The 24,327-nt window shown below is 67.6% G+C and carries 22 protein-coding genes; 11 read left to right on the top strand and 11 right to left on the bottom strand.

The features are described 5' to 3' along the window. Nucleotides 1–150 precede the first annotated feature (150 nt). The 10 genes from QTH97_RS06760 (at nt 151) to QTH97_RS06715 (ending at nt 9,855) form a co-directional block, all read left to right on the top strand. A complete protein-coding gene (locus QTH97_RS06760; RefSeq protein ID WP_286567325.1) occupies nt 151–1,320 on the top strand; it encodes an ABC transporter substrate-binding protein in 1,170 nt (389 codons plus the stop codon). Between the two features lie 21 nt (nt 1,321–1,341). Then, a complete protein-coding gene (locus tag QTH97_RS06755; RefSeq protein WP_286567324.1) occupies nt 1,342–3,177 on the top strand; it encodes an ABC transporter permease in 1,836 nt (611 codons plus the stop codon). A 25-nt stretch (nt 3,178–3,202) separates the two neighbouring features. Continuing rightward, nucleotides 3,203–3,781 carry an OsmC family protein gene (locus tag QTH97_RS06750; protein WP_286567323.1) on the top strand — a complete coding sequence of 193 codons (579 nt, stop codon included), beginning with the start codon at nt 3,203–3,205 and terminating at the stop codon, nt 3,779–3,781. Continuing rightward, nucleotides 3,765–4,613 carry an ABC transporter ATP-binding protein gene (locus tag QTH97_RS06745; protein WP_286567322.1) on the top strand — a complete coding sequence of 283 codons (849 nt, stop codon included), beginning with the start codon at nt 3,765–3,767 and terminating at the stop codon, nt 4,611–4,613. The genes QTH97_RS06750 and QTH97_RS06745 overlap by 17 nt, the downstream gene beginning before the upstream one ends. Continuing rightward, nucleotides 4,610–5,461 carry an ABC transporter ATP-binding protein gene (locus tag QTH97_RS06740; protein ID WP_286567321.1) on the top strand — a complete coding sequence of 284 codons (852 nt, stop codon included), beginning with the start codon at nt 4,610–4,612 and terminating at the stop codon, nt 5,459–5,461. Before QTH97_RS06745 ends, QTH97_RS06740 begins: the two co-directional genes overlap by 4 nt. Before the next feature lie 12 nt (nt 5,462–5,473). Next, nucleotides 5,474–6,358, top strand: coding sequence for a VOC family protein (locus QTH97_RS06735; protein ID WP_286567320.1), 885 nt, complete (start codon nt 5,474–5,476; stop codon nt 6,356–6,358). A gap of 62 nt (nt 6,359–6,420) precedes the next feature. Then, entirely contained in the window at nt 6,421–7,467 is a 1,047-nt protein-coding gene (locus tag QTH97_RS06730) for a putative FMN-dependent luciferase-like monooxygenase (RefSeq protein WP_286567555.1), read from the top strand. Beyond that, nucleotides 7,464–8,069 carry a CMD domain protein gene (locus QTH97_RS06725; protein ID WP_286567319.1) on the top strand — a complete coding sequence of 202 codons (606 nt, stop codon included), beginning with the start codon at nt 7,464–7,466 and terminating at the stop codon, nt 8,067–8,069. Before QTH97_RS06730 ends, QTH97_RS06725 begins: the two co-directional genes overlap by 4 nt. Further along, a complete protein-coding gene (locus QTH97_RS06720; protein WP_286567318.1) occupies nt 8,066–8,671 on the top strand; it encodes an alkylhydroperoxidase domain protein in 606 nt (201 codons plus the stop codon). The genes QTH97_RS06725 and QTH97_RS06720 overlap by 4 nt, the downstream gene beginning before the upstream one ends. Further along, the gene (locus QTH97_RS06715; RefSeq protein ID WP_286567317.1) at nt 8,668–9,855 is read left to right on the top strand and encodes an acyl-CoA dehydrogenase family protein; all 1,188 of its coding nucleotides are present in this window, start codon (nt 8,668–8,670) and stop codon (nt 9,853–9,855) included. Before QTH97_RS06720 ends, QTH97_RS06715 begins: the two co-directional genes overlap by 4 nt. A gap of 43 nt (nt 9,856–9,898) precedes the next feature. Here QTH97_RS06715 and QTH97_RS06710 read toward each other — a convergent pair whose 3' ends face one another. From QTH97_RS06710 to QTH97_RS06690, 5 genes are all read right to left on the bottom strand, one after another. Next, complete coding sequence (locus tag QTH97_RS06710) at nt 9,899–10,732, bottom strand: phosphate/phosphite/phosphonate ABC transporter substrate-binding protein (RefSeq protein ID WP_286567316.1); 834 nt, start codon at nt 10,730–10,732, stop codon at nt 9,899–9,901. Nucleotides 10,733–10,870: 138 nt separating this feature from the next. Beyond that, nucleotides 10,871–11,272, bottom strand: a complete 402-nt coding sequence (locus QTH97_RS06705; RefSeq protein WP_286567315.1) for a hypothetical protein — start codon at nt 11,270–11,272, stop codon at nt 10,871–10,873. Beyond that, entirely contained in the window at nt 11,269–11,658 is a 390-nt protein-coding gene (locus QTH97_RS06700; protein ID WP_286567314.1) for a hypothetical protein, read from the bottom strand. The genes QTH97_RS06705 and QTH97_RS06700 overlap by 4 nt, the downstream gene beginning before the upstream one ends. Before the next feature lie 96 nt (nt 11,659–11,754). Further along, nucleotides 11,755–12,363, bottom strand: coding sequence for a DNA-3-methyladenine glycosylase (locus tag QTH97_RS06695; RefSeq protein WP_286567313.1), 609 nt, complete (start codon nt 12,361–12,363; stop codon nt 11,755–11,757). 15 nt (nt 12,364–12,378) lie between these two features. After that, the gene (locus tag QTH97_RS06690; protein ID WP_286567312.1) at nt 12,379–13,167 is read right to left on the bottom strand and encodes a hypothetical protein; all 789 of its coding nucleotides are present in this window, start codon (nt 13,165–13,167) and stop codon (nt 12,379–12,381) included. Between the two features lie 238 nt (nt 13,168–13,405). On the opposite strand from QTH97_RS06690, the gene QTH97_RS06685 reads away from it, so the two are divergent. Continuing rightward, entirely contained in the window at nt 13,406–17,137 is a 3,732-nt protein-coding gene (locus QTH97_RS06685; protein WP_286567311.1) for an AsmA family protein, read from the top strand. Nucleotides 17,138–17,260: 123 nt separating this feature from the next. On the opposite strand, the gene QTH97_RS06680 is transcribed toward QTH97_RS06685, so the two are convergent. The 6 genes from QTH97_RS06680 to QTH97_RS06655 form a co-directional block, all read right to left on the bottom strand. Beyond that, nucleotides 17,261–18,178: a DUF3616 domain-containing protein gene (locus QTH97_RS06680; protein ID WP_286567310.1), complete on the bottom strand. Its 918-nt coding sequence runs from the start codon at nt 18,176–18,178 to the stop codon at nt 17,261–17,263. Between the two features lie 32 nt (nt 18,179–18,210). Then, nucleotides 18,211–18,912: an SDR family oxidoreductase gene (locus QTH97_RS06675; protein WP_286567309.1), complete on the bottom strand. Its 702-nt coding sequence runs from the start codon at nt 18,910–18,912 to the stop codon at nt 18,211–18,213. Nucleotides 18,913–18,938: 26 nt separating this feature from the next. Further along, complete coding sequence (locus tag QTH97_RS06670) at nt 18,939–19,310, bottom strand: hypothetical protein (RefSeq protein ID WP_286567308.1); 372 nt, start codon at nt 19,308–19,310, stop codon at nt 18,939–18,941. 103 nt (nt 19,311–19,413) lie between these two features. Further along, entirely contained in the window at nt 19,414–20,919 is a 1,506-nt protein-coding gene (locus QTH97_RS06665; RefSeq protein ID WP_286567307.1) for a class I adenylate-forming enzyme family protein, read from the bottom strand. Between the two features lie 4 nt (nt 20,920–20,923). Further along, a complete protein-coding gene (locus QTH97_RS06660) occupies nt 20,924–21,925 on the bottom strand; it encodes a Bug family tripartite tricarboxylate transporter substrate binding protein (protein WP_286567306.1) in 1,002 nt (333 codons plus the stop codon). 80 nt (nt 21,926–22,005) lie between these two features. Then, entirely contained in the window at nt 22,006–24,324 is a 2,319-nt protein-coding gene (locus tag QTH97_RS06655) for an acyl-CoA dehydrogenase family protein (protein ID WP_286567305.1), read from the bottom strand. Between the last annotated feature and the right edge of the window lie 3 nt (nt 24,325–24,327).

The following is a 24,327-nucleotide window of genomic DNA, read 5'->3' as shown; positions in this document are numbered from 1 at the left end:
AGGACGCAAAGAAGGAATGCGCCGATCGATATACGTTTTGCAGCGACGGCCTTATGCGTATTCCGATGAAGGTCGCGCTGATTTCTTCGTTCCCATTGCCGTCGGGCCATCGAAGAATCGCGGTCTTTCCGTTGCCCTGGAGCGCACCGCATGTTGCACCGTCAATCCTTTCTTCGTCTCGCAGCCGCGTTTCTGCTGGCACCCATCGTCGCCACTGCGGCACCGGCCGCCGGCGAACCCGTGTGGTTCGGCGTCAGCGGCCCGCTGACCGGGCAGAACGCGCAGTACGGCGCGCAGTGGAAGGCCGGTTTCGATCTCGCGCTGGATGACATCAATGCCAACGGCGGCATCAACGGCCGGCCGCTGGCCTACACCTTCGAAGACAGCCAGAGCGATCCGCGACAGGCCGTCGGCCTGGCGCAGAAGTTCGTCAACGACAAGCGCATCCAGATCGAACTCGGTGACTTCTCCAGCCCGGCATCGATGGCCGCATCGCCGATCTACCAGCGTGCCGGACTGGTGCAGCTGGGCTTCACCAACTCGCACCCCGATTTCACGAAGGGCGGCGACTACGTCTGGAGCCCGTCGATCAGCCAGGCGGATGCGCAGCCGCTGCTCGCCGATCTCGCAGTGAAGACACTGGGATTCAAGCGCGTCGCGGTGCTGTTCCTCAACACCGATTGGGGCCGCACGAGCCGCGACGTGTTCGTGAAGGCCGCGGAAGCTCGCGGCGCGGAAGTCGTCATCGCAGAGGGCTATCAGCCGGACGAGAAGGACTTCCGCTCGACGCTGGTGCGCGTTCGCGATGCCAACCCCGATGGCCTGGTGCTGATCTCGTACTACCCCGACGGCGCGCTGATCGCTGGACAGGTGCGCAATGTGGGCCTGAAGCAGCCGATCGCGGCGAGCGGATCGGTCTATTCACCCAAGTTCATCGAACTCGGGGGCGCCGCCGTGAACGGGATCTATACCAACACCGCCTTCTTCCCGGACGAGCCGCGCGCCGAGGTGCAGGACTTCGTCAAGCGTTTCCGTGCCAAGTACGGCAAGGAGCCCGACGCCTTCAACGCCTACGCTTACGACGCCGTCGTCATCGCCGCCGCGGCGCTGCGCGAGGCCGGTCCGGGTGGCGACCGCAAGGCCGTGCGCGATGCGTTCTACAAGATCAAGGACGTGCCGAGCGTCGTGTTCGGAAAGGCCAACTTCGATCCGCAGACACGTCGCGTGATCGGCGTGAAGAGCGTCGACCTGGTCGTGAAGGACGGCAAGTGGGCGCTCGGCGACCCGAAGAGCAGGGCGGCCGTCGCCTCGGTGCGTTGAGGCCCGGAGCGCGCCGTTCGCATGCATTCCTCCTTCGCTTCGTTCTTCGACTACACGGTCAACGGCCTGATCATCGGTAACATCTATGCGCTGCTGGCGGTCGGGCTGGCACTCATATTCGGCGTCTCGCATCTCATCAACTTCGCGCACGGATCCGTCTACACGGTGGGTGCGTACATCGGGTGGGCCGCGATCACCTTCCTGCACACGCCGCTGCCGCTCACGATCGTGCTGGTGGTGCTGGGCTCGGGCGCGCTGGGGATGCTGATCGAGCGCGTCGGGCTGCGTCCCCTGCAGGGTGCGGCTCGCATCGCGCCGTTGCTGGCGACCATCGGCATCAGCTTCGTGCTCGACATCCTGGTGCAACTCATCGCCAGCCCCGATCCGCGTTCGCTGCCCACCCAATTGCCGGACTGGAGATTGCAGATCGGCACCGGCACCATCGGCGCGCTGGACCTGCTGATCGCCGGCGTCGGCCTGATCAGCGCGGCGCTTCTCTTCGGCTTCCTGCGCTTCACCAAGCTCGGCTGGGCCGTCCGCGCCACCGCGCAGGACCGGGACGCCGCGCAACAGATGGGCGTGGACGTGAACCGCGTGAACCAGAGCGTGTTCGCCATCGCTTCGGCGCTGGGCGGGCTGTCGGGCCTGTTGGTGGGCATGTACTACAACAACATCAGCCCGGCCATGAGCTTCCAGGCCACCCTGAAAGGCGTGGTGGCGACAGTCGTCGGCGGCGTGGGCAACGTGCCGGGAGCGATCGTCGGCAGCATGCTGCTGGGCCTGACGGAGAGCTATGGCGTGGCCCTGTTCGGAACGCCCTACCGCAATCTCTTCGCTTTCGTGCTGCTGCTGGTGATCCTGGTGTGGAAGCCGAACGGCCTGTTCGGCCGCAAGCGCACACTGCCACCCGAGCCGCTCACCGGCACTTTCATCGCACCGAGCAAGCCCTGGCGAGTGCCGTCCTGGCTGCTGGCGGCGCTCTTCGTGGCGGCCGCGGCGCTGCCGCTCTTCGATCCGTCGCCGTACGTGCTGCAGACCCTGACCAACTCATGGCTCTACGCAGCGTTGGCGTTGAGCCTCACGCTGGTGGCGGGCACGATCGGCCAGATCTCGCTGGGGCACGCCGGGCTGCTTGCCATCGGCGCATACGCTTCGTCGCTGCTCGTGCTGGAACTGCACCTGCCGGTGGGCACCAGCATCGTCCTGGCGGGGCTCACGACCGCCGCGATCGGCACCGCGCTCATCTTCCCGGCATTCCGCCTGCGCGGGCACTATGTGTCGATCGCGACGCTGGGCATCGGCGAGATCGTGGCGCTGACCATCCTCAACTGGGAAAGCCTGACGCGAGGACCGATCGGCGTCTCGGGCATTCCGCCGCTCTCGCTGTTCGGCAGGGACGCCTCGTCGACCAATGCCTTCTACTGGGCTGCCTTCGGCGCCATGGTGCTGCTCGCGCTGGTGCAGTGGCGGCTGCTGCGCTCGCACCTGGGACGCACTTTCCGCGCGGTGCGCGAGGATGAGGTGGCGGCGCGCGCGTACGGCGTGAGCCCCGATCGCTACAAGGCGCTGGCCTTCGGCTTCGGCGGGTTCGCGGCCGGCGTGAGCGGCGCCTTCACCGCGCACCTGTACTCGTACATCAACCACGAGTCCTTCACGTCGCAGATATCGATCCTTGCGCTGACGATGGTCATCCTCGGTGGGCTCGGCAACATCAGCGGTGCATTGCTCGGCGCGGTGGCGCTGGTGAGCCTGCCCGAGCTGTTCCGCGTCACGGCGGAGTACCGCATGCTGGTCTACGGCATCGCGCTGTTGCTCCTGATCCGCTTCCGCCCGCAAGGATTGCTGGGCACCGTTTGAACTTCTTCACACACAGGACATTCCCATGAGCCAACTCAACGACTATCTCGCCGAGAAGCGCGCCGCCGTGCTCGCGCGCAATGCCGCCATCGAGGCCGGCAGCGCGCAGCCGCTCCAGCTCAAGGCCCATGTGCGCGCGGAAGGCCGCAGCGGCGTGCGCCGCCTCCGGATTCGAGACCACCAGGTCATCAGCGACAGTCCGCCGGATTTTGCGGGCTACAACCTCGGCCCGAGTTCGCCCGAGCTTCAGCTTGGCGTGCTTGGCACCTGCGTCACGCACATCTTCCTGATCCAGGCGGCAGAGCGGCAGGTGCCGCTGGAAAGCCTCGAGGTCGAGGTCACCGGCATCATCGATCCGCGCGGCGGCAAGCCGGGCCATGAGCGCACGCCGATCTGGCCCCACGAGATCGGCTACACGGTTCACATCGATTCGCCTGCGAGCCGCGAAGACATCGATGCGCTGTTCGAGGCCGTCGAGCGCAATTGCCCGATCCTCAATCTGCTGCGCAATCCGCAGTCGATCCGTGCCGAGGTCAAGCTGGTCAACTCGAAGGCCGAGGCGGCGAACGCCGGCCGGAAGGAGCCGGATGCCCTCGCTGCTTGAGATCTCCGGGCTGACTCGACGCTTCGGCGGGCTTACCGCGGTCAACGCGGTCGATCTCCGGGTCGGCGAGGGCGAGCTGGTCAGTGTGATCGGACCCAACGGCGCGGGCAAGACGACCTTGTTCAATCTCGTGACCGGGCTCGACCATCCCGACGCGGGCAAGGTGCACTTCGAAGATGAAGACATCACCGGCTGGCCGGCGCCGCGGCTCGCGGAGCGCGGGCTTGCCCGGACGTTCCAGCATGGGCGCGTGTTCGCCAACCTCACGGTGCTCGACAACGTGCTCGTCGGCGCACACACGCGGCTGCGCGCAGTGAAACCGCGCATCGGCGGCGTGCCGGGTGTCGCTGCACTGGCCGAGCTGGCACTTGCGCTGGTGCAGCCGCCTTCCGTCACGCGCGAGGAGCGCGCGCTGCGCGAAGAGGCGCTCGGCATCATCGCGCTGTTCGGCGAGCGGCTTGCGCCGCGCATCGATAATCCGGCGTACAGCCTGTCGTACGCGAACCGGCGTCGCGTGGAAATCGCGCGCGCTCTCGCGCTGAAGCCGCGCCTGCTGCTGCTCGACGAGCCCACGGCGGGCATGAACGAAAGCGAGACGGCCGAGATGCTCGAGATCATCCGCACGCTCAAGGCGCGCGGCCAGACCATCCTGCTGATCGAGCACAAGCTCGACCTCGTGATGCAGCTTTCGGACCGCGTCGTGGTGCTCGACGATGGCAGCAAGATCGCCGAAGGCCAACCGGAAGAGGTGCGCAACGACCCGCGGGTGATCGAGGCCTACCTGGGTCACCGCCACGTAGGCGGCTTGGTCCAGGAGGCGGTTGCGGCATGAGCACGCTGGCTACGGTCGCGCGCACCGGGCTTGCGCCGGCTTCCGGATGGGGCGCAGGCCCGGACGAGGGTGCGTTCGGTCAGGCCGTCAGATCGGAAGGCGCCGGCGGCAGGCACCCGCTGCTCGAACTGCGGCAGGTCAACAGCTTCTACCGCCCGGTGCAGGCGCACTTCAATCTCGACCTCGAAGTGCGTCCCGGCCAGGTCGTCAGCCTGCTCGGCGGCAACGCCAGCGGCAAGTCGACCACGATGAAAGTCGTCCTCGGACTGCTCAAGCCGCGCTCGGGCCAGGTCCGCTTCGACGGACAGTCGATCCTCGGCCTGGGTACGCCGCAGGTGATCCGGCGCGGCATCGGATCGGTGCCGGAGGCGCGCCGCCTGTTCCCGGCAATGACCGTGCGTGAGAACCTGCTCATGGGCGCCTATGCGCGCAACGACCGCAAGGCCGTCGCCGAAGACCTGGCGCGCATGCTGGAACTCTTCCCGCGCGTGGCCGAGCGCATCGACTTCCAGGCTGGCACCCTGTCGGGCGGCGAGCAGCAGATGGTGGCGATGGCGCGAGCGCTGATGGGGCGGCCGAAGCTGCTGTGCATGGACGAGCCGACGATGGGCCTGTCGCCCCTGTATGTCGACAGGGTGCTGGAGCTCATCGCCCGCATCAATGGGCAGGGCGTCTCCGTCTTCATGGTCGAGCAGAACGCGAGCCTCGCACTGCAGATCGCGCACTACGGGTACGTGCTGCAAACCGGGCGCATCGTTCTGCAGGGTTCCGCCAGGGAACTGCTGGCCGACGCGCGCATCCGCGACGCCTATCTCGGGGGCGGCGATGCCGCCCGGACTGCTTCCTGAAAGACCCGCCTCATGACACTTCAACTCGATCACATCGTCATCGCCGTCACCGACCTCGAAGCGAGCATCTCCGACTACACGGCGCTGGGATTCAACGTCCAGCGCGGAGGCGACCATCCCGGCCGGACGACGCACAACGCGTTGGTGGTCTTCGCCGACGGCAGCTACTTCGAACTGATCGCATGGAAGGCCCCGGCGCCACAGGAGCGCTGGTGGCAACTGCTGCAGCGCCACGGCGAAGGCATCGTGGACTTCGCGCTGCTGCCGACGAGCACGGCCGAGACCGTGGAAGCGGCGGCCCGTCGCGGCCTGGTGCTGGACGGCCCGCTCGATGGCGGACGCGTGCGGCCCGATGGCGAGCGCCTGAGCTGGCAGACTGCGCGGCCGCCGTCACTGGACCTTCCCTTTCTCTGCGGCGACATCACGCCGCGCGCATTGCGGGTACCCGAGGGCGATGTCCGCGTGCATCCCAACGGCGCGACCGGCGTGGCCAGCCTGGCGATCGCGGTGCACGATCTCGATGCCACGCTGTCGCGGTACGGGGCGCTGCTGGGCGATTCGGAAACACCCGGTTCCGCGCGCGTCGGCGGCGCTGTCACGTTGCCCGGGGGACGCTCGCGACTGGCGCTCATCGAGCTGGGTGACAGCACGCTGGTGCTGTCGTCGACGCGCGGAGCCCTGGAAGGTGCCGGAGCGCAAGGAGACGCCATCGACCCGATCGGCGCGCGCCTGGCGCTGCGTGGGGAAGGACCCTTCGCCGTCGTCCTCAGGACTTCGCTGGCCGGCGCGCCCCTCTCGCCGGACCTTGCGAGCACGCATGGCGCGAGCATCGAGTTCGATGGCTACGGGGAAGCGCAGCGCACGCACGCGGCTTCGGCCCGACCTGCCTTTCTTTGAGCGGACGCCCAGCAGTCCAGGAGACCCCCACCTTGTCTTTTCCACCATCCGCCTCCGGGGCAATGCCGGCGAAGAAGCGCCTCGGCTTCTTCAGCCGGCTTCTCGACGACGCGCCGGCCGCCGAGCGCTACCGGCTGGTCGCCGAACAGATCGCGCATGCGGAGGCCTTCGGTTTCGATTCCGCATGGGTGGCGCAACATCACTTCCACGAGGCCGAAGGCGGGCTGCCGTCGCCTTTTGTCTTTCTGGCCCATGTGGCAGCGCGCACCCGGCGCATCCGTCTGGGCACCGGCGTCGTGACGCTGCCGCTGGAGAACGCCGTGCGCGTGGCCGAAGATGCGGTCGTGTTCGACCTGCTGTCGGGCGGCCGGCTCGAATTCGGCGTCGGTACCGGCGGTACCCCTTCGTCGTTCACCGCGTTCGGACTGTCCAGCGACGAGCGCGCCGGGGTCTTCGCAAGGCATCTCGCGCTCTTGCGCGACGCATGGGCCGGACGGCCGCTGCCGGGTGGCGACCATCTCTATCCATCGTCCCCGCAGTTGCTCGACCGGATCTGGCAGGCGACCTTTTCCGTGAGTGGCGGTACTCGGGCAGGGGAGGCGGGTGACGGGCTGATGCTCTCGCGCACCCAGCCCCGGCCCGAGGGTGCCCCCCATGCATCGCTGGCCGAGCTTCAGGAGCCGATCATCGGCGCGTACCTCGACCGGCTGCCTGCTGGGCGTCCGCCGCGCATCATGGGCTCCCGCTCGGTATTCGTCGCCGATGACCGCGCCGAGGCGCTTCGCCTGGCCGAACTGGGCTTGCGTCGCAGCGTGGCGCGCTTCGGCGACCCCAGCCGTCCCGGGGCGGGCGCGACGTTGCAGGAACTGATCACGGGCTACGACGTTCATGTCGGCAGCGTGGACGACGTCATCGCGACGCTGAGCGCCGACCGCGTGCTCGATCATGTGACCGACATGGTGTTCCAGGTGCATTCGGTCGATCCGCCACATCCGCTGATTCTTCGCTCCATCGAACTCATCGCCACCCGGGTGGCACCCGCCCTCGGCTGGTCACGCCCCGAGCCATCGCCCGCCTTCAACAAACCATCCCTGCCGCTCGCCGCATGACTTCCACATCCACATCCGACGTGATCGACCAACTGTCCGGGATCGCGCCGGGCCATCCTCTCGACGCGATACGCGCCGGGCGCGCGCAGGCGCGCATCCACAGCCAGCAAAGCTATCTGGCGCTGTTCGAGCCCGCGCTGCCGGTCGCGGGCGATTTCACCTTGGTGGAACGCTTTGCAGTCGCCACCTTCGTGACGGGCGTGCAGGGGCAGGCGCAGGCCAGCCGCTTCTACGCGGCCGGCCTTGCCCGTCAGGGCGCCGCTCGGCAAGTGATCGATGCGCTTGCCGTCGAGGCTGCCACGGGAACCGCGACCGGGCCTTTCGGTCGGTTCCCGGAAGGGCCGCTGACCAAGGAGGACGCGCCGGGACCGTACTGGCGCGTGAGCGATTCCGGGAGCGCCATCCTCGGCGCGCGCTTGTCGGCAGCGCTGGCACATGCCCACCTGCTGGTGTTCCATCCGCGGGATGCGGGCGCGCAGGATCTGCAGGCCCTGCTCGATTCCGGATGGTCTCCCACCGACATCGTGACGCTGTCGCAGTTGGTTGCGTTCCTCGCGTTCCAGGTGCGCGTGGTGGCGGGTCTTCAGGCGTTGGCATCATGACGCTCACGACATTGCAATACCCCGGCAACGTTCCGCCCCACGCGTTCACGCAGGACGAGCTCGATTGGCTTGCGTGGCTGCCGCCGTTGCGCGAAGACGAATTGAGCGACCGCCATTGGGCGGGGCTGGTGGACGCATCGCGGGCGAAGTCGCCGTACTTCATGCTGCTGGCGCGCGATCCGGACATCCTCGGCGCCCGCACGCGCACCGACAAGGACATCTTCTACAACCCTGAAGCAGGCTTGCCGCGCGCGGAACGCGAACTGGCGGCGGCCGCGACTTCGAGATACAACGGCTGCATCTATTGCGCTTCGGTGCATGCGCGCTTCGCATCGCACTTCTCTCGCCGTGGCGAAGAGGTGCAGCGCTTGCTCGACGACGGCGTGGGCACGCGAATCGACGAGCGCTGGGACGCCATCGTCGAGGCTTCAGTGGCGTTGTCGTCCACGCCCATCGCCTTTGGGACCGAGCACGTGGCGCGGCTGCGCGCGGTGGGGCTGGACGATCTCGCGATCTCGGACGTCATCCACGGCGCGGCTTTCTTCAACTGGGCCAATCGGCTCATGCTCACCCTGGGCGAACCTGCCGCCCCGCGCCCATGAACGCCCGCATTCCCATTCCGCCCGCTTCCTCCGTCGACGATCTTGCCGGGTTGATAGAGACTTTGCATGCCAGCGCCGTCGAGCGCGACCGAAAGGGCGGGCATGCCGCCGAGGAGAAGGCGCTGATCCGGGCGAAGGGCCTGCTGCTCGATGTCGTGCCACGGGCTTTCGGTGGCCGTGGCCGATCCTGGTCCGACGTGTTCGCCATCGTGCGGCGCATCGCCGCCGTCGACAGCTCGCTCGCCCACGTGCTGGCTTTTCATCACCTGCAGGTCGCGACCGTGCTCATCTACGGCAGCGAGGACCAGCAGGCACGCTGGCTTTCGGCGACGGTGCGCGAGCAAGGCTGGTGGGGCAACGGCATGAACCCGCTCGATCGGCGGCTGCAGGCGCGCGCGACGGATGACGGGTTTGTGCTCGATGGGACCAAGAGCTTCTGCTCAGGCACCAACGGCTCCAGCTACATGACTTTCTCCGCCGAGCAATCGGGGTGCGGTGGCGGGATGTTGCTCGGCATCGTGCCCACGCAGCAGCCCGGCATCGCCGTGCTTGACGATTGGGACCCGATCGGCCAGCGCCAGACCGACAGCAACTCGGTGGCCTTCTCCAACGTGCCGCTGCCGGCCCGGGACGTCATCCGCGCGGCCGATGCCGTGCCCACACCCTTCCATACGCTGCGCACCTGCATCGGCCAACTGGTGCTGGTCAATCTCTATCTCGGCATCGCCATCGGTGCACAGCGGGAGGCGCGGCACCATGCGAGGACCAGTGCGCGGCCATGGGTGAGCTCGGGCGTGGCGCATGCCACGGACGACCCTTTCATGCTCAACCGCTTCGGCGAGTTGCGCGTACAGATCGCGGCATCGAATGCTCTTGCCGATCGCGCTGCGCACGCGCTGGACGCCGCCTTCGTGCAAGGGAACTCGCTGAGCGCATTGGAGCGCGCCGAAGTCTCCGTGGCCACCGCGGAAGCCAAGGTGGTGGCCCATCGGGCCGGGCTTTACGCAAGCCAGGAGCTTTTCGAGGTGGTCGGCGCGCGCGGCACCAGCGCGGTGTCGGGCTTCGATCGCTTCTGGCGCAACGTGCGCACGCACACGCTGCATGATCCGCTCGACTACAAGCTGAACATGCTGGGGCGCTGGGCGCTCAAGGACGAAGCGCCGCCGCCCTCGCTTTACAACTGAGGCATCGGGCCGGAGTGCGGCGCTCGCCGTGCGGATTCGGGACTCAAATTCCCAGCCACGTCATGAGCGTCTTCTCGACTTCCGCCGAGGGCGCGATGAATCCGCTGTACGTCGAGGTGGCGAGCGCGCGCTTGCCGGCATCGGACTGCGCCAGACTCAAGAGCGTGTCGCGCGCCGTCGCGACCGTGCTCGCGTCGAGCTTGCTCGAGGCGAGCCACTGCTTGATGGGAACGGCGCGCGATTCGGCGCAGGTCTTGCCGCCGGTGGACTTCCAGGCCTTGACCACGCTGGCCGACGCGGTGGCGCCGTAGGCGGCGAAACCGTTCTGCACATAGAAGGGCACCGCGTCCTGGTAGCGCGTGTTGGTGGTCTTCACCGCGCCCTCCTGCAAGCCCTGCTCGCGCAGCATCGCCCGAGTGATCACGGAGGTGATGGAGTCCGCATCGGGCATCACCAGGCTCTTGCCGGCGATCTCTTTCCAGTTGGAGATGGCTTGCAGGTCCTTGCACAGGAAAGACACCTTGTAGTCGGTGAAACCCGCGGTCCAGGCGAGCGTCTTGAAGTTGCCCGACTTGGTCGCCTCGAACGCCACGTGCGCGGGATGAACGAAGGCCAGGTCGACCTGGTTGTCCTTCAGCGCTTCGCGCGCGTTTCGGTACGAACTCAGGACCTTGATGGTCACTGGCTGCTTCAGTGCCTTGCCCAGTGCCTCGGCGATCGGTTCGAACTTGGCTTCGATCTGGCCGTCGGTGGCCTGGTAGGTCACGCCCTCGGTCACGCCGATGACCAGCGCATGGGCCGGGGCGGCAGCGGCCAGCAGGAGGGCCGCAGCCCACGGGACGAGGCTCGGTTGGCGATCGGCGCGGTCATTTGTCACAGAATGTCTCGGTAGTTGGAATGGCCCGCAGAATAGGCGAGTGTCCGCCTCTTGTGGACAAATTTTGCGAATCAAGGCTGGATCTTTCGAGTCAAAGTACGCACTTCGCCGGCCGATGCTGGCCTGTTCCGGAGGGGCTCAGTTGCGCACGATCGCGTAGGCCGCCACACCCGCGACCACGCCGGTCCGGCGCGCTCGCTCGCGGGCGCGCATCTCGTCGTCCCAGCGGCGGCGGTCGCATTCCCAGTGGTTGCCGGTGACCCAGAGGCAGTCGGAATGCCGCTGGTCGGCGCGGTTGCGCTCCGCCGCGCCGGCCACGCCGCCGGCTACCACGCCCGTCACCACGCCGGCGCGCTGCGCATCGCGGCGGTTGTGCCAATCGTTGTTCCAGTGGTTGTTGCGGTGCCATTGGTTGTTGTTCCAGCCGCTGTTGTTCCATTGGTTCGGCGGTGGGCGATGGCGCGAGTGGTGACGCTGCGCATCGGCCGCGCCCGCCACCAGCACCAGCGCCGCCATGAGCAGGGCGCGCAAGGCGTTCATGGCTTTTGCACCAGGTCGACGATGCGGGTCGCCGCCGGGTCGGCCGCGGCAGCGCATGCCTTGCCGAGCCTGGCCACGGTCGTGCTGATCCAGTCGCGCGTGAGCCGGCCGGTCGAGGGGCCGTTGCGGCCGGTGAGGTAGCCGTGCAGCCAGACCATGCCGTTGCCGAGATAGTCCTGGGCCTCGACGGCGCGGCGCCGCTGCACCTCGTTCGCGTTCGCGCCGGGCAGGACCTGCGAGGCCGCGGCATTGAAGTCCGCGCAAGAGAGAGTGGAGGCATCGTCCGCCGCCGAGGGCGGCGATGCGGCGGGCCGGGGGGCCTGCGCCATGGCAGCTTGCCCGATGACGATCGATCCGATCGCCGCCAGAGTCTTGAGTCGATGCATCTGCGCTCCTTGGACGGCGCGTTCCCGTCCTGCTCGGCCATCGTAGGAAGTTCGGCCACAGGCGTCCACCCGGGCGAATGAGCGACTCGCGCCGCCTCAGGTGTTCCGGAAGGGTCCGCCGAAAGGCTTGCTCAGGTAGCGTGAGTTCTTCTCTCCGAAGCGCCAGGGCAACTCGATCGCCTTCGAGATGCCGATCCGCGGCCCGACCTCCACGTCCAGCGGTGGGTGATCGTCCGATCGCGCCAGCAGTGCGAAAGGCGGCGCATCCAGCGCCAGATGGTTGAAGCTGCCGTCCACACCGAGCGCCTGGGCAACCCGCCCAGGGCCGGCGCACAGCAGCCTCGCGTTCCCGAGGCCGCGCCGCTCTCGCATGCGCGCGATACCGTGGGTCGGCTCCAACGCGCGGATCAGCACCCCGGCGCCATGCCCGGATTCGCGGCAGACGAAGTTGAGGCACCAGTGGAGGCCATACGAGCGATAGACATAGGCGCGCCCCGGTGGTCCGAACAGCGCAGCGTTGCGCGGCCGTTGGCCGCCGAAACTATGAGCCGCCGGCTCGGTGCTGTCGTAGGCCTCGGTTTCGACGATGCGCCCGCCCACGCCATCGACCAGCAGCGTCACGCCGATCAGCCGGCGCGCCACCTCGGGCGAAGGGCCTTCGAAACCGAGCGATCCGGCGGCGGGGACGAGGGCGGAGGAAGCCATGTCCCCGCGGCCGCTTCAGCGTTTCGGCGGTCGCGGAGGCAGCAGGTCGGCGTCATCCTCGACGGGAGGATTCTCGAGCTCGGCGATGAACTGCTGGATCGGACCCGACGATGTTCGTTCGAGCAGCCTCCGGCGTTCCCAGGCCTGTGTCTCCCTGCTGCGTCGATCGCGATCCGCCTCGCGCCGACGCCATGCGATGACGGCGCCAGCCGACGCGGCACAGGCGGAAAAAGCGAGGAAGCCGGCGACAGCGACGAGCGTGTTGATCCACTCCGGCGGGACCTTTCCCTCGTACATGAGCAAGGCAACGACCGCCAGGCCCGCCATGCTCAGTGCGAGCGGTGCATAGAGATGCGCGGGGTGCCTTCTCCGCACTGCGCGCCGGACCATCATCCCGAGTCCGAACAGTCCCGCCACCCCGTAGAACACCACCAACGCAGGATCGCTCGCGGGCTGGGTCGACAGCCCACTGATCTCTTGCGCGGCCAACATTCCGAAGACGAGCCATACGCCTAGCCATCCCATGCCTTCCATCATTGATCCGCCGGGGGCCACCGGGTCGCCGTGGTTGTAAGCGGAAGCACGCCTTTCGATGTCGCGCTTTTCAGCGGCCCGAGGCGGCACCGGGCCCGGGAGGGGGACTTCCTGCGTTGCAAACGCGGGGAAATGTCGTGAGGTCAGTGCGTTCTCCTTGAAGCAGAGCTGGAAATCGGCATCTCCTGCGGAGTTCGATCGGCGGCACAGCGAGGCCGCTGGCGCCATGGCGTCGGGCCCTTCGCTTCCTTGAACCCACGAGCCGGTCACGACTGCAGTGCCGGCCTCCTGCCGGAGGTAAGCTGCATTTAAGTTTCAGCCCGCGTCAATCGCCGTAGGCCGCAGCCAAGCGATAGCGTGCGGCAATCGCTTACAAGCGTTGAAATCTGGTTGCATAGCCTCGATGCTCTGGGCAGCAGAGCGCAGGTCGCGCTCCTTCGCTACGATGGCGGCACTCCGTTCGTCATCCACCCCGCGACCCGCCCGCCCGCTTCTCATTGCCCAATCCATGACCACACCCGGGTCGCCACGGCGTCGACGTGCAACCAAGTTGCTGCTGTGGGTGATAGGGCTGCTGTTTGCCGCGGTCTTGGGGGTGATGCTCTTCCTGAAGACGCTCGACGCGGAGGTCTACAGACGAGCCTTGGAGCGAAAGCTTTCATCCGTTCTGGATCGGGAGGTTTCGATGGGCAGTCTGTCGTTCGACCTTGCCCTGCGACCGACCTTGTCCGTGCGCGATCTGCGCATCGCCAATCCCCCCTGGGCATCGCGACCGGACTTCGTGACCGCTGCGAGCGGCGAGGCGCACCTCGATCTCATCGCGCTGTGGAACGGTCAGGTCGAAATGCGCGACGTGCACCTGGAGGGCGTCGACCTGCTGCTCGAGCGCAATGCGGAGGGCGCAGTCAACTGGCAGTTCGGCACGCCCGATCGGGACACCAAACGCGCTGCAGTGCCTGACCTCGGCACCATGTCGCTGTCCGACTTGCACATCGGCTGGCGGCAAGGCGGCGGCTCCGTCGAGCAGGTTCGTGTCGACACCGCCGAGGCCACGATCAGCGGCAGCGTGCCGTTTCGGGTTCACGCGCTTGCCGACTACCGAAAGTCTCCGATCCATCTCACGGTGGAGGCCAACGCCTCGCTGCAGGCTGCGCTCAATGGCGAGCCTTGGCGTCTGTCCGTCGGCCTGCGACCTCCGGGCGCGTCCCTCACGCTCGACGTGCGGTTGGCATCGATCGCGTCGCTCGAGGGCGTTGAACTCGGACTTGAGATGGCCGGCGAGCATCTCGACGCGTGGTCCGGCGTCCTGGGGCGCACATTGCCGGCGTGGGGCCCGTACCGTCTTTCGGCGCAGACGCGCTACGCACAAGGCGGCCTCCAGGTCGAGGACTTGAGTCTGTCGCTCGATGGACTGCCGATGAACCCGTCGCGCGTCGAGATCGGATCGGGCAAGGCTGTGTTCGGAGCGAAAGCGGACAGCCGGCTGACCGTGGAGGGCAAGATCGGCGAAGCTCCGTTCTCGCTCGAGGCGAGCACCGCGCCGTGGCCCGAGCTGCAAAAGGTCGATGGCCTCGTGCCTCTGACGCTGCGCGCCGAGCTTGCGGACTTCACCCTGAGCGCCAATGGCAGCATCACGCCCGCGGCGGAAGCCACGGACTTCGATCTGGCGCTGACCGCCCGGGGCGACGCGCTGGGGCCGATGCGCGCGCTTGCAGGCCTTCACCTGAGCCAACCCTTGCCAGTGGATCTTGCGGCTCACGTGACGCATTCGAAGGAGAGCTATTCGGCCAGGAACATCCGTGGCCTGGTACTCGCCTCGAAGGTGTCGGGCGATCTTGCGTACGAAAGCGCACCGCGTGCGCTGCTCAGCGGGGCGCTGGACCTCGGCCAGTTGGACTTGAATCAGCTGGATATCAAGGCTCGCGAATTGGCGCCGCCTGAGTCACGTCCACGGGACGCCCCCGGTGGGGGCGCGCCGGCGTGGCTCAAGCGCGTCGAAGCGGATGTGTCGCTGCGGATTGCGGGCATCACCGGCCTGCCGGTGTCGGCCAGGAACCTGTCCGGCAGGGTGCACTGGCGCGACGACGTGGTCGGTCTGCAAGGCCTTGCCGCCACGCTGGCCGGCACGGTTGTCGCGGGAGACGGCACGCTTCGCTGGCGCGATGGCCGGCCGCAGATCGACGGCAATGCGAGCATCGCGGTGCTCGACTTCGCCAAGCTTGGCGGTGGCGCGGCGAGAAAAGGACCACGCAGTGCATTCGACGATCCACTGCCGCTCGCGCCGCTGCGTGCGTTCGATGGCAGATTGCAGTTCGACGTTGCCCGCATTGCGGGCGCACCGGTGCCGATCGGCAAGGTTGCTGCGCTCGCCCATTTGCGGGAGGGCAAGCTCGCCATCGACCTGACGTCTGCGACGGTCGCCAACGCTCCGGTGCAGGGCCATGTCACGCTCGATGCAAGCGGGCGGGCATGGCGCGTCGATGCCAATGCGGGAGCCGACCGCGTCGACGTGGCGGCGCTGCTGCGCGCGCCGAATCGGCAGGCCACGGTGAGCGGCGCGATTCAGGGACTGCAAGTCGTGTTTGGCTCGCAGGGCACGAGTGTGCGCGAACTCATGAAGCAGGCGAAGCTTTCCGTTCGCAATGCTCCCTTCTCCCTTGCGGTGGGTCGCGATCGCTCTCCGGTCCGAGTGGAGCAGGCGAACATCGATGTCGAGCCGGGTGGCCCCGTGCGCGTGAGCGCGGTTGGCCGAGCACTCGGCGCGCCGATGACTTTGACGGCAGTCGCCGGGCCGCTGGCCGAACTGCTGAGCCCCGAGACCGCGTGGCCGAAGATGGAAGCGAATCTGCGCACGGCTCTGGACGGAGAAACACTCCAGGTCCTCGCGACCAGCGGGCCGTTGCAGCGTCTGATCGGCCTGCGTGACGTGCCTGTGGCGATGCAGGCGACGCTGCCTGGCGCGCGCGCGACCCTGCAGGGCAATGTGGGCAACCTTGCGGCGCCGACGGGCACGCGGCTCGACGCCCGGATCGAGATCGACAACCTGGCGAAGGCGCCGGCGATGCTTGGCGCTTCGCGCCTGCCTGCCCTCCCGTTGAGCGCCACGGGACGCGTGACGCTGGGAGACGGGGAGGTGGCGGTCGACGATCTCAGCGCGCAGGCCGGCAAGTCGGACGCGGCCGGGCGGCTGCGAATTCGTTGGCGTGACCGCCCGGACCTGTCAGCGGATCTCACGTCCAGACTGATCGATACCACGCAGTGGGCGGCGGAACCCACGGCCAACGAGACACCGGTGCTGGACCGGCCCATCCGCATGCCGTCCCTGCTCTCACGCGACGCGCAGCTGCAACTGAGAGCAGAGCGCTTCCTCCTGCATCGATACGACCTGGCGAACCTTCAACTCGATGGCACGCTCAGGAACGGACTGATCGAGGTTTCGACCACAGCGGCCGAGGGCGAGTTGCGCGGGAACCTGCGCCTCGATCTGCGCCAGGAAGTGCCGGGCGTGGCATTGCGCCTGTCGCTCAAGGACGTCGACACAGAGGCGCTGCATACGCCGCGGGTGGCGCCGCCGCGCGGGGCCGCCACGCCGATGCTGTCGATCAACGCTCAGCTCGCTGGCACTGGCACCACGTTGCGCAACATGCTCGCGACCAGTCGCGGTGAGTTCCTGCTCACGGCAGGCGAGGGGACATTGCCCATCAATGCGGGCTACGGCTTCGAGAGAGTTGCCGGCAACCTTCTCCTGACGCTGCTGCCCGGGCGCAGGGCGGAGGACAACGCCCAGCTCGAATGTGCGGCTGCGCGCTTCACCATCGCCGATGGCGTGGCCACCTCGAGCGACGGCATTGCTCTGCGCCTGAAGCATCTGGACATTCTGGGCGGTGGCGCGGTGAATCTGAGAACGAGCGAGATCCTGTTCGGGTACCGCGCAGTGCGACGCGGACTCTTTCAGTTCAGCTTGCTGGGCCTGACAAGTGGCGTCGCGAGAGTCACCGGGACGATCACCGAACCGACGGTCGAACTGGACCCCAGCGGCATGTTGCTCGTGGGGACCGCGGCCTGGGCCACCGCCGGGGCATCGCTGTTGGCGGGCGACTTGTGGCGCAAGCTGGAGTCGACCGCCAACCCCTGCGCCCGCATCGCCGCCGGCGCCCAACTGTCGAGCGACCCGCTGGACATGCTGATGCGGTCATCGCCATCGGTCAAGTTGCCTTTCCCCCTGTCGTTCAAGCCCTGATCGGTGCGCCCGATGTTTGGGTTCGCTGCGGATGGGCAGACAAAGCGTCGTCGGCACGACAACGCGCTCGATGCCGCCGAGCGCGGCCTGCGACTCGCGAGGTCGGGCGTTCGAAGCGAGCGGTCAGCCGATTTTCAGTTGATCGAGGCCGATCCAGAGGTAACTCGCTGGCCTTCCGGCCTTGCGGTCGCCGTCGTCGCTGACCATGATGATTCCTGCGGCCCCGTCGATGGTCGCCGGGCTTATCCCTTCAGTGCGCGCCAGGTCCCGGAGACCCGGAACCGCGACGCGGTGCACGGAGTTGCTGCGCCGGCCGTTCCATAGCCAGAGAGAGAATTCGCCGGGCTCGCGCGACACGGGCCCGCCGATGACCAGGTACTGCCCGAGCGCGGGAAGAAAGGACAACGCGCGGATGCCGTGGCCGTCCAGATCCAGTTCATCGAGTTCGGGCGACAGGCGAGGTTCCTCGTCCGCTTCGAAGATGGCCGTCGGATTCACGACGCTGGCGATGATCGCGCGGCCTTCGTGCAGCGGGCTGCGAAAGCCGATCAGCAGATGATGCTGGAACGGGTCGACCTCCAAGGCTTCGATGTTGAGTCCGCCCGCGGCCTTGACCTGCCGGATCCCGGCGGCTGCAGCCAGCAGGGGATGCGTCGTCGTCATGGCCTGCTTCAAACCCTCGACGATCTTGGGCTCGACGACCCGATTCCCGTCGACCCGGAAGCGCACCAGCCGCTCGCGAGACTTCTTGGCGTGACCTTCGTCGTCGCGAGAATGGGAGGTGATGGCGTAGACGAAGCCTGCCAGGTCCGCGGTCAATCCTTCGAGGTCGTCCAGCTTCCAGAAGTCAATGAAGGTCTGCAGCAAGGTGGCGGTGAGCGCGACGCTGTGGACCTGGCCGGCTTCGATCGTGACCAGGCTGAAGGGGTGGTCCTTCTCGTCCTCGACGACAAGAAGGCGACCGTCCGGCAATTGCTGGATCGCCGACGGCTCATAGATGCCGGTCAGGGGCCGGAAAGCAGGTGATTCGACGTTCGCCACCAACGCATTGTCCACCCGCGAGGCCAGAGGCGCTACAGCGAGCGCATCAAGCCGCCGTCGACGCGAATGCTCTGTCCCGTGATGTATGCAGCCTCGTCCGAAGCAAGGAAGGCAATGGTTGCAGCGATCTCGTCGCTGGTGCCGTAGCGTTGCATCGGCACGCTCTGACGCCGGTCTTCCTTCGCGGGCAGGCTGTCGATCCAGCCGGGCAGCACATTGTTCATGCGCACGTTGCTGGCCGCGTACTGGTCCGCGAAGAGCTTGGTGAACGCAGCAAGTCCTGCTCGAAAGACGGCCGATGTCGGGAACATCGGGCTGGGCTCCAACGCCCACGCCGAAGAGATGTTGATGATGGCGCCGCTCTTCTGTCTTTCCATCACGGGCGTGACCAGGCGTGTCGGCCGGATCACGTTGAGCAGGTAGATGTCCATGCCCGCATGCCACTGCTCGTCCGTGAGCTCCAGCACCGGCCCCTTCGGCCCGTGGGCAGCGCCGTTCACGAGCACATCGATGCGGCCCCAGCGCTCCAGGGTCAGGTCGATCAATCGTTCGAGGTCATCGTTCGACCGGTTCGATCCGGTGACGCCGATGCCGCCCAGTTCCTTGCCGAGCGCTTCGCCCTTGCCCGATGAAGACAGGACGGCCAACTCGAAGCCCTTTTCCGCCAGCTTGCGCGCCGCTGCGGCACCCATGCCGCTTCCGCCTCCCACCACCACGGCAACTTTCCCGGACATCGCGTTCTCCTTCGACATTGAAATATTCAAACGACCAAAGCGGGGTCGACCCACCGGACACGGTGATCCACGTAGTAGCCGCCGTACTCCGTGTAGCGCAGGAATACGCTTCGGCACGTGCCGCACGCATACACGTCGCTACGGTTGAAAGGGAACCACGAAACGGCGATCGGCGCGTCGTCCGACCCGTACCGAGTGCCGTCCGGATGGAATTCCTCGAACGTCGGCTCGTCGATATCGGGGGGGCGCAGCGTTCCGACCTGCCGCACCCCGGCGGGCCATCGCTCGTCGGTGACGCTTTCCCAGGACGCCGTCTGCAGGACCTTGCAGCTGCATCGCAGGGCCTCGGACTTGATCTGTTGCGAACTCAAGTCGCGCAACTGGGCAGCATCGATCATTGGGTTGGAGTCTGTTCTGGATTCGGTCGAACGCCTATTGTGACCGCCCATGTTCCCCGCCCGTCACGCCAGCAGAACGGGCGTGATCGGGTTTGGCAGCCCGCTAGGTTTGGGTCGCCACCAGCGCGCGCTTGAGGATTTTCCCGGTCGAGGTGGTGGGCAACGAAGGCAGCACCTCGATGCGCGAAGGGCGCTTGTAGGGCGACAGATGCTCCATCAGGTGTGCGCGCAGCGCATCGCGGTCGAGCGCCGCGCCGGGCTCGAGCTCGATGAACGCCGCGATGGTCTCGTTGCCGTCGGCTTCGGGTACGCCCACGACCGCGCTCAGGTGCACGCCCGCAAAGCGGTTGAGCACGGCCTCGACCTCGGCCGGGTAGACGTTGAAGCCCGAGCGGATGATCATTTCCTTCAGGCGCCCGACGACCGAGAGCGCGCCGTCGGGCGCGAGCCGGCCGAGGTCGCCCGATGCATACCAGCCACCCGGCCGCATGACCTGTGCAGTGGCCTCCGCATCGCGGAAGTAGCCCAGCATCAGGCCCGCGCCGCGCAGCCAGATCTCGCCGACTTCGCCTGGCGCCGCGTCGTGGCCTTCGGGCGTGACGATGCGTGCCTCGGCGCCGTCGACAAGGTAACCCGCTGCCGTGTCGTCGCGCGGCTCGCCGCGTCGCGTCAGGAAGACCGAGCCTGCGTACTCCGAGAGGCCGTAGCCGTAATGCAGCGGTTGGCCGAACAGCGATTCGACGCGGTGCTTGAGCGTGAGGTCGAGCGGCGCGGACCCGGTGTAGGCATAGCGCAGTTGCGGAAAAAGCGGCGACGGCGGCGTCATGCCCTGTGCGTCGATGTGGGCCAGCAGGCGGGCGTACATCGTGGGCGGGCCTAGCAGGTTCGACACGCGTTCATGTGCCAGCGCGTGGAGCAAGTCGTCCGGGGAGAACCCGCTTCGCAGCACGAGCGATGCGCCGCTGCTCAGGCTCGCCATCAGCACGGTGCCGAGGCCGAAGATGTGCGTCATTGGCAGGAAGGCATAGGCGCGGTCTTCGCCGGTGAGTGCGCGCGAGTTCGCGGAGACGCGACCGAAGTGCAACAGGCCGCGATGCGACACCATCACCCCCTTGGGCGTGCCCGAGGTGCCGGAGGTGAAGATGATCGCGGCGGTATCGGCGAGGGCCTCGGCGGGTTCGGCCGTCGCGCCGGTGCGCGACGCGGACCGCATCACGCCGGGAAGCGTGGAAGCGACGGCTTCCGCGCGCTGGGCATGCTGGTGCGCCGCGTCCGAGGCCGCGCTGGTGAAGCAGCAGAGCCGCGCGTCGGCACGTTCGACGACGGCGGCGACTTCGCCCGGCGACATGCGCGCGTTGACGCCGCACGACCATGCACCGATGCGGCTGCAGGCCATGATGAGTGCAATGTGCTCGGGGCAGTTCTCGGCCACCAGCACCACGCGGTCGGTCGGCCGGACACCTGCTTCGACCAGTGCTTGCGCTGCGATGTCGGCCATGGCTTGCAGTTCCGCGTAGGTGGTGTGTCCTGCGGGCTGGTGAAGGAAGACGGCGTCGGGTGTCTGCGCTGCACGCTGCGCCAGAAGTTCGTGAATGCGGGTTGCTGTCATTCGTCTATTCCGCCTCGATGCCCTTGGATGCCGTCGCCCAGAGCTTGCGGTCGGCCACGCCCTTGGCAGCGAGCACGTCGGGCCTGCCGACCCAGACGTCATAGCCCTGGTCGAGCAGGCGGGCGGAAAGATCCTCGCGGGCAAGCATCTTGTTGGCGGCCGCGTTGATGCGGGCGACGAGCGCGGGGTCCATGCGTGCGGGGCCGTAGAGGCCGAACCAGCCGCCGACGTCGTAGCCGGGCACGCCGGACTCGATCATCGTGGGCACATCCGGCAGCATCCGGTTGCGCTGCGGCGAGGTCACGGCGAGTGCGCGCACCTTGCCGGAGGCAATGTAGGGGCGGGAGGTGGCGATGATGTCGAACATCATCGACAGGGTGCCGCCCATGACGTCGGCCAGGGCGGGCGCGCTGCCCTTGTAGGCGACGTGCGCCATGGGGGCGCCGGTCATCTTTTCCAGGAGCGCGCCGCTGAGGTGGTTGGAAGAGCCGACGCCCGCGGAGCCGTAGAAGACCTTGTCAGGGTGGGCCTTGGCGTAGGCCAGGAGTTCACTGACGTTGCGCACCGGCAGATTGGGGTTGACGACCAGCACGTTCGTGTAGGCCACCAGCGGGGCGATGGGCGTGAGGTCCTTCATCGGGTCGAAGGCCATCTTGCGCTGCACGTTGGGATTGATCGTGATCGTGGGGCTCGCGCCGAGAAACAGCGTCGCACCGTCGGGCGAAGACCTGGCGACCATGTCACCGCCCATCGACCCGCCCGCACCGGGCCTGTTCTCGACGATGACCTGCGTGCCCAGTTCCTGCGAGAGCGCCGGCGCGATCAGTCGCGCCGCGCCATCGACCGGCCCGCCGGCGGTGTAGCCCACGACCAGCTTGATGACCGCTGGCAGCGGCGCCTGTTGCGCCAGGGCCCCGGTGGGTGCGAGCAACGACAAGGCGCCACCTGCCAGCAACGCGAGTGCCTTGCGCCGAGAAGGGCGCGAAGCAGTTTCAATACGGACCATGTCTGTCGTCTCCTGAGTTGGTATGGAAATTCGGCAGGGGGTAGGCGAAGCGACACGGAGTGCTCGCAGCCTGGGGCGAGCTAGATGTTCAGCACCTGCCGCGCGAGGATGTTTCGCTGGATCTCGTTGGTGCCGCCATAAATCATGGCCGAGGTCGACCCGATCAATGGCGACAGCGCGTTGAACGGCTGCCCGGCCAGATCCTGGTCGCCGGCCATGGCGCCTTGTTCCTCGCTCGCCTCGACCAGCAGCGCGCCGATGCGGTGGTAAGTCTCGCTCGCCCAGATCTTCAGCAGCGACACCGAGGGAGGCAGCGGCTTGCCCGCCTTCACGATGTTGGCAAAGCCCGTGTAGGCGGCCGACAGATCGGCCACGTCGAGCCGAAGCGCCGTGTAGCGCTGGGTGAACACCGGGTCCGCGAAAAGCCGCCGTGCATTGGCCAGCCGCGCCAGTTGCCCCAGCGCGTACTGCGACTGCTTGGGACTGCCGAGAAAGATGCGCTCGAAACCCAGCAGGGCCTTCGCGATGGTCCAGCCGGCGTGGAGCTTGCCGACCAGGTTCTCGGCCGGCACGCGCACGTTGTCGAAGAACACCTCGCAGAACTCCGGCTCGCCGGCCAGCGTGTGGATGGGACGGATCGTGATGCCGGGTGTGCGCAGATCGCACAGCAGGAAGCTGATGCCTTCCTGCTTCTTCGCGTCCCGGTCGGTGCGCACCAGCATGAAGATGTGGTTGGCGTCCTGCGCCAGCGTGGTCCAGATCTTCTGGCCGTTGACGACGAAGTGGTCGCCCTGGGCATCGCGTGCCTGCAGCGCCTCGGTGCGCAGCCCCGCGAGGTCGGAGCCGGCGTTGGGCTCGGAGTAGCCCTGGCACCACACGTGCTCGCCGCTCAGGATGCGCGGCAGGAAGCGCTGCTGCTGCTCGGGCGTGCCGTGCTGGATGAGCAGCGGGCCGATCATCACGATGCCCTGGTCCGGCGCGCGGGCGACACCGTACTGCTCCAGTTCCTCGATCCACGCGATCATCTTGTCGGCCGGCAAGCCCATGCCGCCATGCGCCTGCGGCCACGCGGGCGCCACCCAGCCTTGCGCCGAGAGCGTGAGGTACCACTCGCGCATCTCACTCCAGCGCGCGCGGTGCGAGAGATACCGCAGATGCGCCGGATAGCGCTGCTGGAGGAAGGCGCGGACCATGCGGCGGAACTCGGGATCGGGGAGGGCGCTCCAGTCGGCCTGCCGCGGAAACTCGCCGTCCCATTGGACCGCGTCGGCAGAACGTGAGCCCTCGGCCAGCGACGCATAGCGGCGCTGGTGCGTGGTGACGTTGCCCAGCCATGCCGACAGCCGCAGCGTGCGCTTGTAGAAGAGGCTGAGATCGCATTCCTGCGTGTAGCCGATCGCGCCGTGCAACTGCACGGCCGAGCGCGAAGCCTGCAGCGCCGCGGCGGTGCAGCGCGCGTTGACGCGACTGGCCTCGGCCTCGAGCCTTTCGATGCCCGCGGCCGAAGGGTCTTCGGCCAGCGCCAGCACTTCGGCGAGGGTGGACCGCGCCACTTCGAGGTGGATGAACATGTCGACCGCGCGATGCTGCAGCGCCTGGAAGGAGCCGATGGGCTTGCCGAACTGCGTGCGGGTGCGCAGGTAGGCCAGCGTCTGTTCGAGCATCGCCTGGCCGACACCGGCCAACTCGGCGGCCTGCAGGATCTGACCCGCCGCGAGCGCGTGGCGAAGCGCGTCGCGTGCGGAGCCGCCCTGCGCCAGCACGGCGTTCGCGGGCAGGGCCACCTGGTCGAATCGCAACGTGGCGGCGTGCTCGCCATCCACGAGCGGCGTGAGGATTTCCGTCACGCCGGCGGTGCCGCGCGGCACCCACAGCAGCACGGTGTCATCGTCCCCGCGCGCCGACACCAGCCAGCCGGTGGCGGCCGCGCCGGGCAGCACCATGATCTTCTCGCCTTGCAGCAGCAGGCCGCCGTCGCGTCGTGGTTCGCAGCCGCAGTCCAGAGGGACGTCGCTGAGATCGCCCGCGCTTTCCTGCCAGGCCAGCGCCGGCAGGCTGCGGCCGGCGACCAGGTCTTCGAGCAGCACGCTGGCGGGGGCGCTGTCCAGGCGTGTGAGCAGCAGGGCGCTGAGGCCTGCAACGGCGAGCAATGGCTCGGGAGCCACGTGTTCGCCGGCCGCGCGCAGGATTTCCGCCGCGCCGGAGAGGTCCAGCGCAAGGCCGCCCGCCGATTCGGGTGCAAGCATGCCCGGCCAGCCCAGCGAGACCAGTTCCGCCCAACCGGCAGCGCTGCTGCCCTCGGGCTGTTCGATCAGGGCGCGGCAGCGCTGGATGCTGCGGCTGCGGGTGAAGTAGTCCAGCGCCGCTTCGCGGATCGCTGCCAGTGATTCGTGGTCCATGGG

Origin of the sequence: Variovorax gracilis (assembly GCF_030317115.1) — a bacterium.
Lineage (GTDB): Bacteria > Pseudomonadota > Gammaproteobacteria > Burkholderiales > Burkholderiaceae_C > Variovorax > Variovorax gracilis.
This window is presented reverse-complemented; position numbering and strand designations above follow the sequence as displayed.

What these genes read in the sequence shown, in the direction of transcription:
- QTH97_RS06745 (WP_286567322.1), top strand. Translation starts at nt 3,765, where the DNA reads ATGCCCTCGCTGCTTGAGATCTCCGGGCTGACTCGACGCTTCGGCGGG.
- QTH97_RS06730 (WP_286567555.1), top strand. Translation starts at nt 6,421, where the DNA reads ATGCCGGCGAAGAAGCGCCTCGGCTTCTTCAGCCGGCTTCTCGACGAC.
- QTH97_RS06665 (WP_286567307.1), bottom strand. Translation starts at nt 20,919, where the DNA reads ATGACAGCAACCCGCATTCACGAACTTCTGGCGCAGCGTGCAGCGCAG.
- QTH97_RS06675 (WP_286567309.1), bottom strand. Translation starts at nt 18,912, where the DNA reads ATGTCCGGGAAAGTTGCCGTGGTGGTGGGAGGCGGAAGCGGCATGGGT.
- QTH97_RS06715 (WP_286567317.1), top strand. Translation starts at nt 8,668, where the DNA reads ATGAACGCCCGCATTCCCATTCCGCCCGCTTCCTCCGTCGACGATCTT.
- QTH97_RS06660 (WP_286567306.1), bottom strand. Translation starts at nt 21,925, where the DNA reads ATGGTCCGTATTGAAACTGCTTCGCGCCCTTCTCGGCGCAAGGCACTC.
- QTH97_RS06705 (WP_286567315.1), bottom strand. Translation starts at nt 11,272, where the DNA reads ATGAACGCCTTGCGCGCCCTGCTCATGGCGGCGCTGGTGCTGGTGGCG.
- QTH97_RS06700 (WP_286567314.1), bottom strand. Translation starts at nt 11,658, where the DNA reads ATGCATCGACTCAAGACTCTGGCGGCGATCGGATCGATCGTCATCGGG.
- QTH97_RS06725 (WP_286567319.1), top strand. Translation starts at nt 7,464, where the DNA reads ATGACTTCCACATCCACATCCGACGTGATCGACCAACTGTCCGGGATC.
- QTH97_RS06685 (WP_286567311.1), top strand. Translation starts at nt 13,406, where the DNA reads ATGACCACACCCGGGTCGCCACGGCGTCGACGTGCAACCAAGTTGCTG.
- QTH97_RS06755 (WP_286567324.1), top strand. Translation starts at nt 1,342, where the DNA reads ATGCATTCCTCCTTCGCTTCGTTCTTCGACTACACGGTCAACGGCCTG.
- QTH97_RS06750 (WP_286567323.1), top strand. Translation starts at nt 3,203, where the DNA reads ATGAGCCAACTCAACGACTATCTCGCCGAGAAGCGCGCCGCCGTGCTC.
- QTH97_RS06760 (WP_286567325.1), top strand. Translation starts at nt 151, where the DNA reads ATGTTGCACCGTCAATCCTTTCTTCGTCTCGCAGCCGCGTTTCTGCTG.
- QTH97_RS06695 (WP_286567313.1), bottom strand. Translation starts at nt 12,363, where the DNA reads ATGGCTTCCTCCGCCCTCGTCCCCGCCGCCGGATCGCTCGGTTTCGAA.
- QTH97_RS06655 (WP_286567305.1), bottom strand. Translation starts at nt 24,324, where the DNA reads ATGGACCACGAATCACTGGCAGCGATCCGCGAAGCGGCGCTGGACTAC.
- QTH97_RS06740 (WP_286567321.1), top strand. Translation starts at nt 4,610, where the DNA reads ATGAGCACGCTGGCTACGGTCGCGCGCACCGGGCTTGCGCCGGCTTCC.
- QTH97_RS06735 (WP_286567320.1), top strand. Translation starts at nt 5,474, where the DNA reads ATGACACTTCAACTCGATCACATCGTCATCGCCGTCACCGACCTCGAA.
- QTH97_RS06670 (WP_286567308.1), bottom strand. Translation starts at nt 19,310, where the DNA reads ATGATCGATGCTGCCCAGTTGCGCGACTTGAGTTCGCAACAGATCAAG.
- QTH97_RS06720 (WP_286567318.1), top strand. Translation starts at nt 8,066, where the DNA reads ATGACGCTCACGACATTGCAATACCCCGGCAACGTTCCGCCCCACGCG.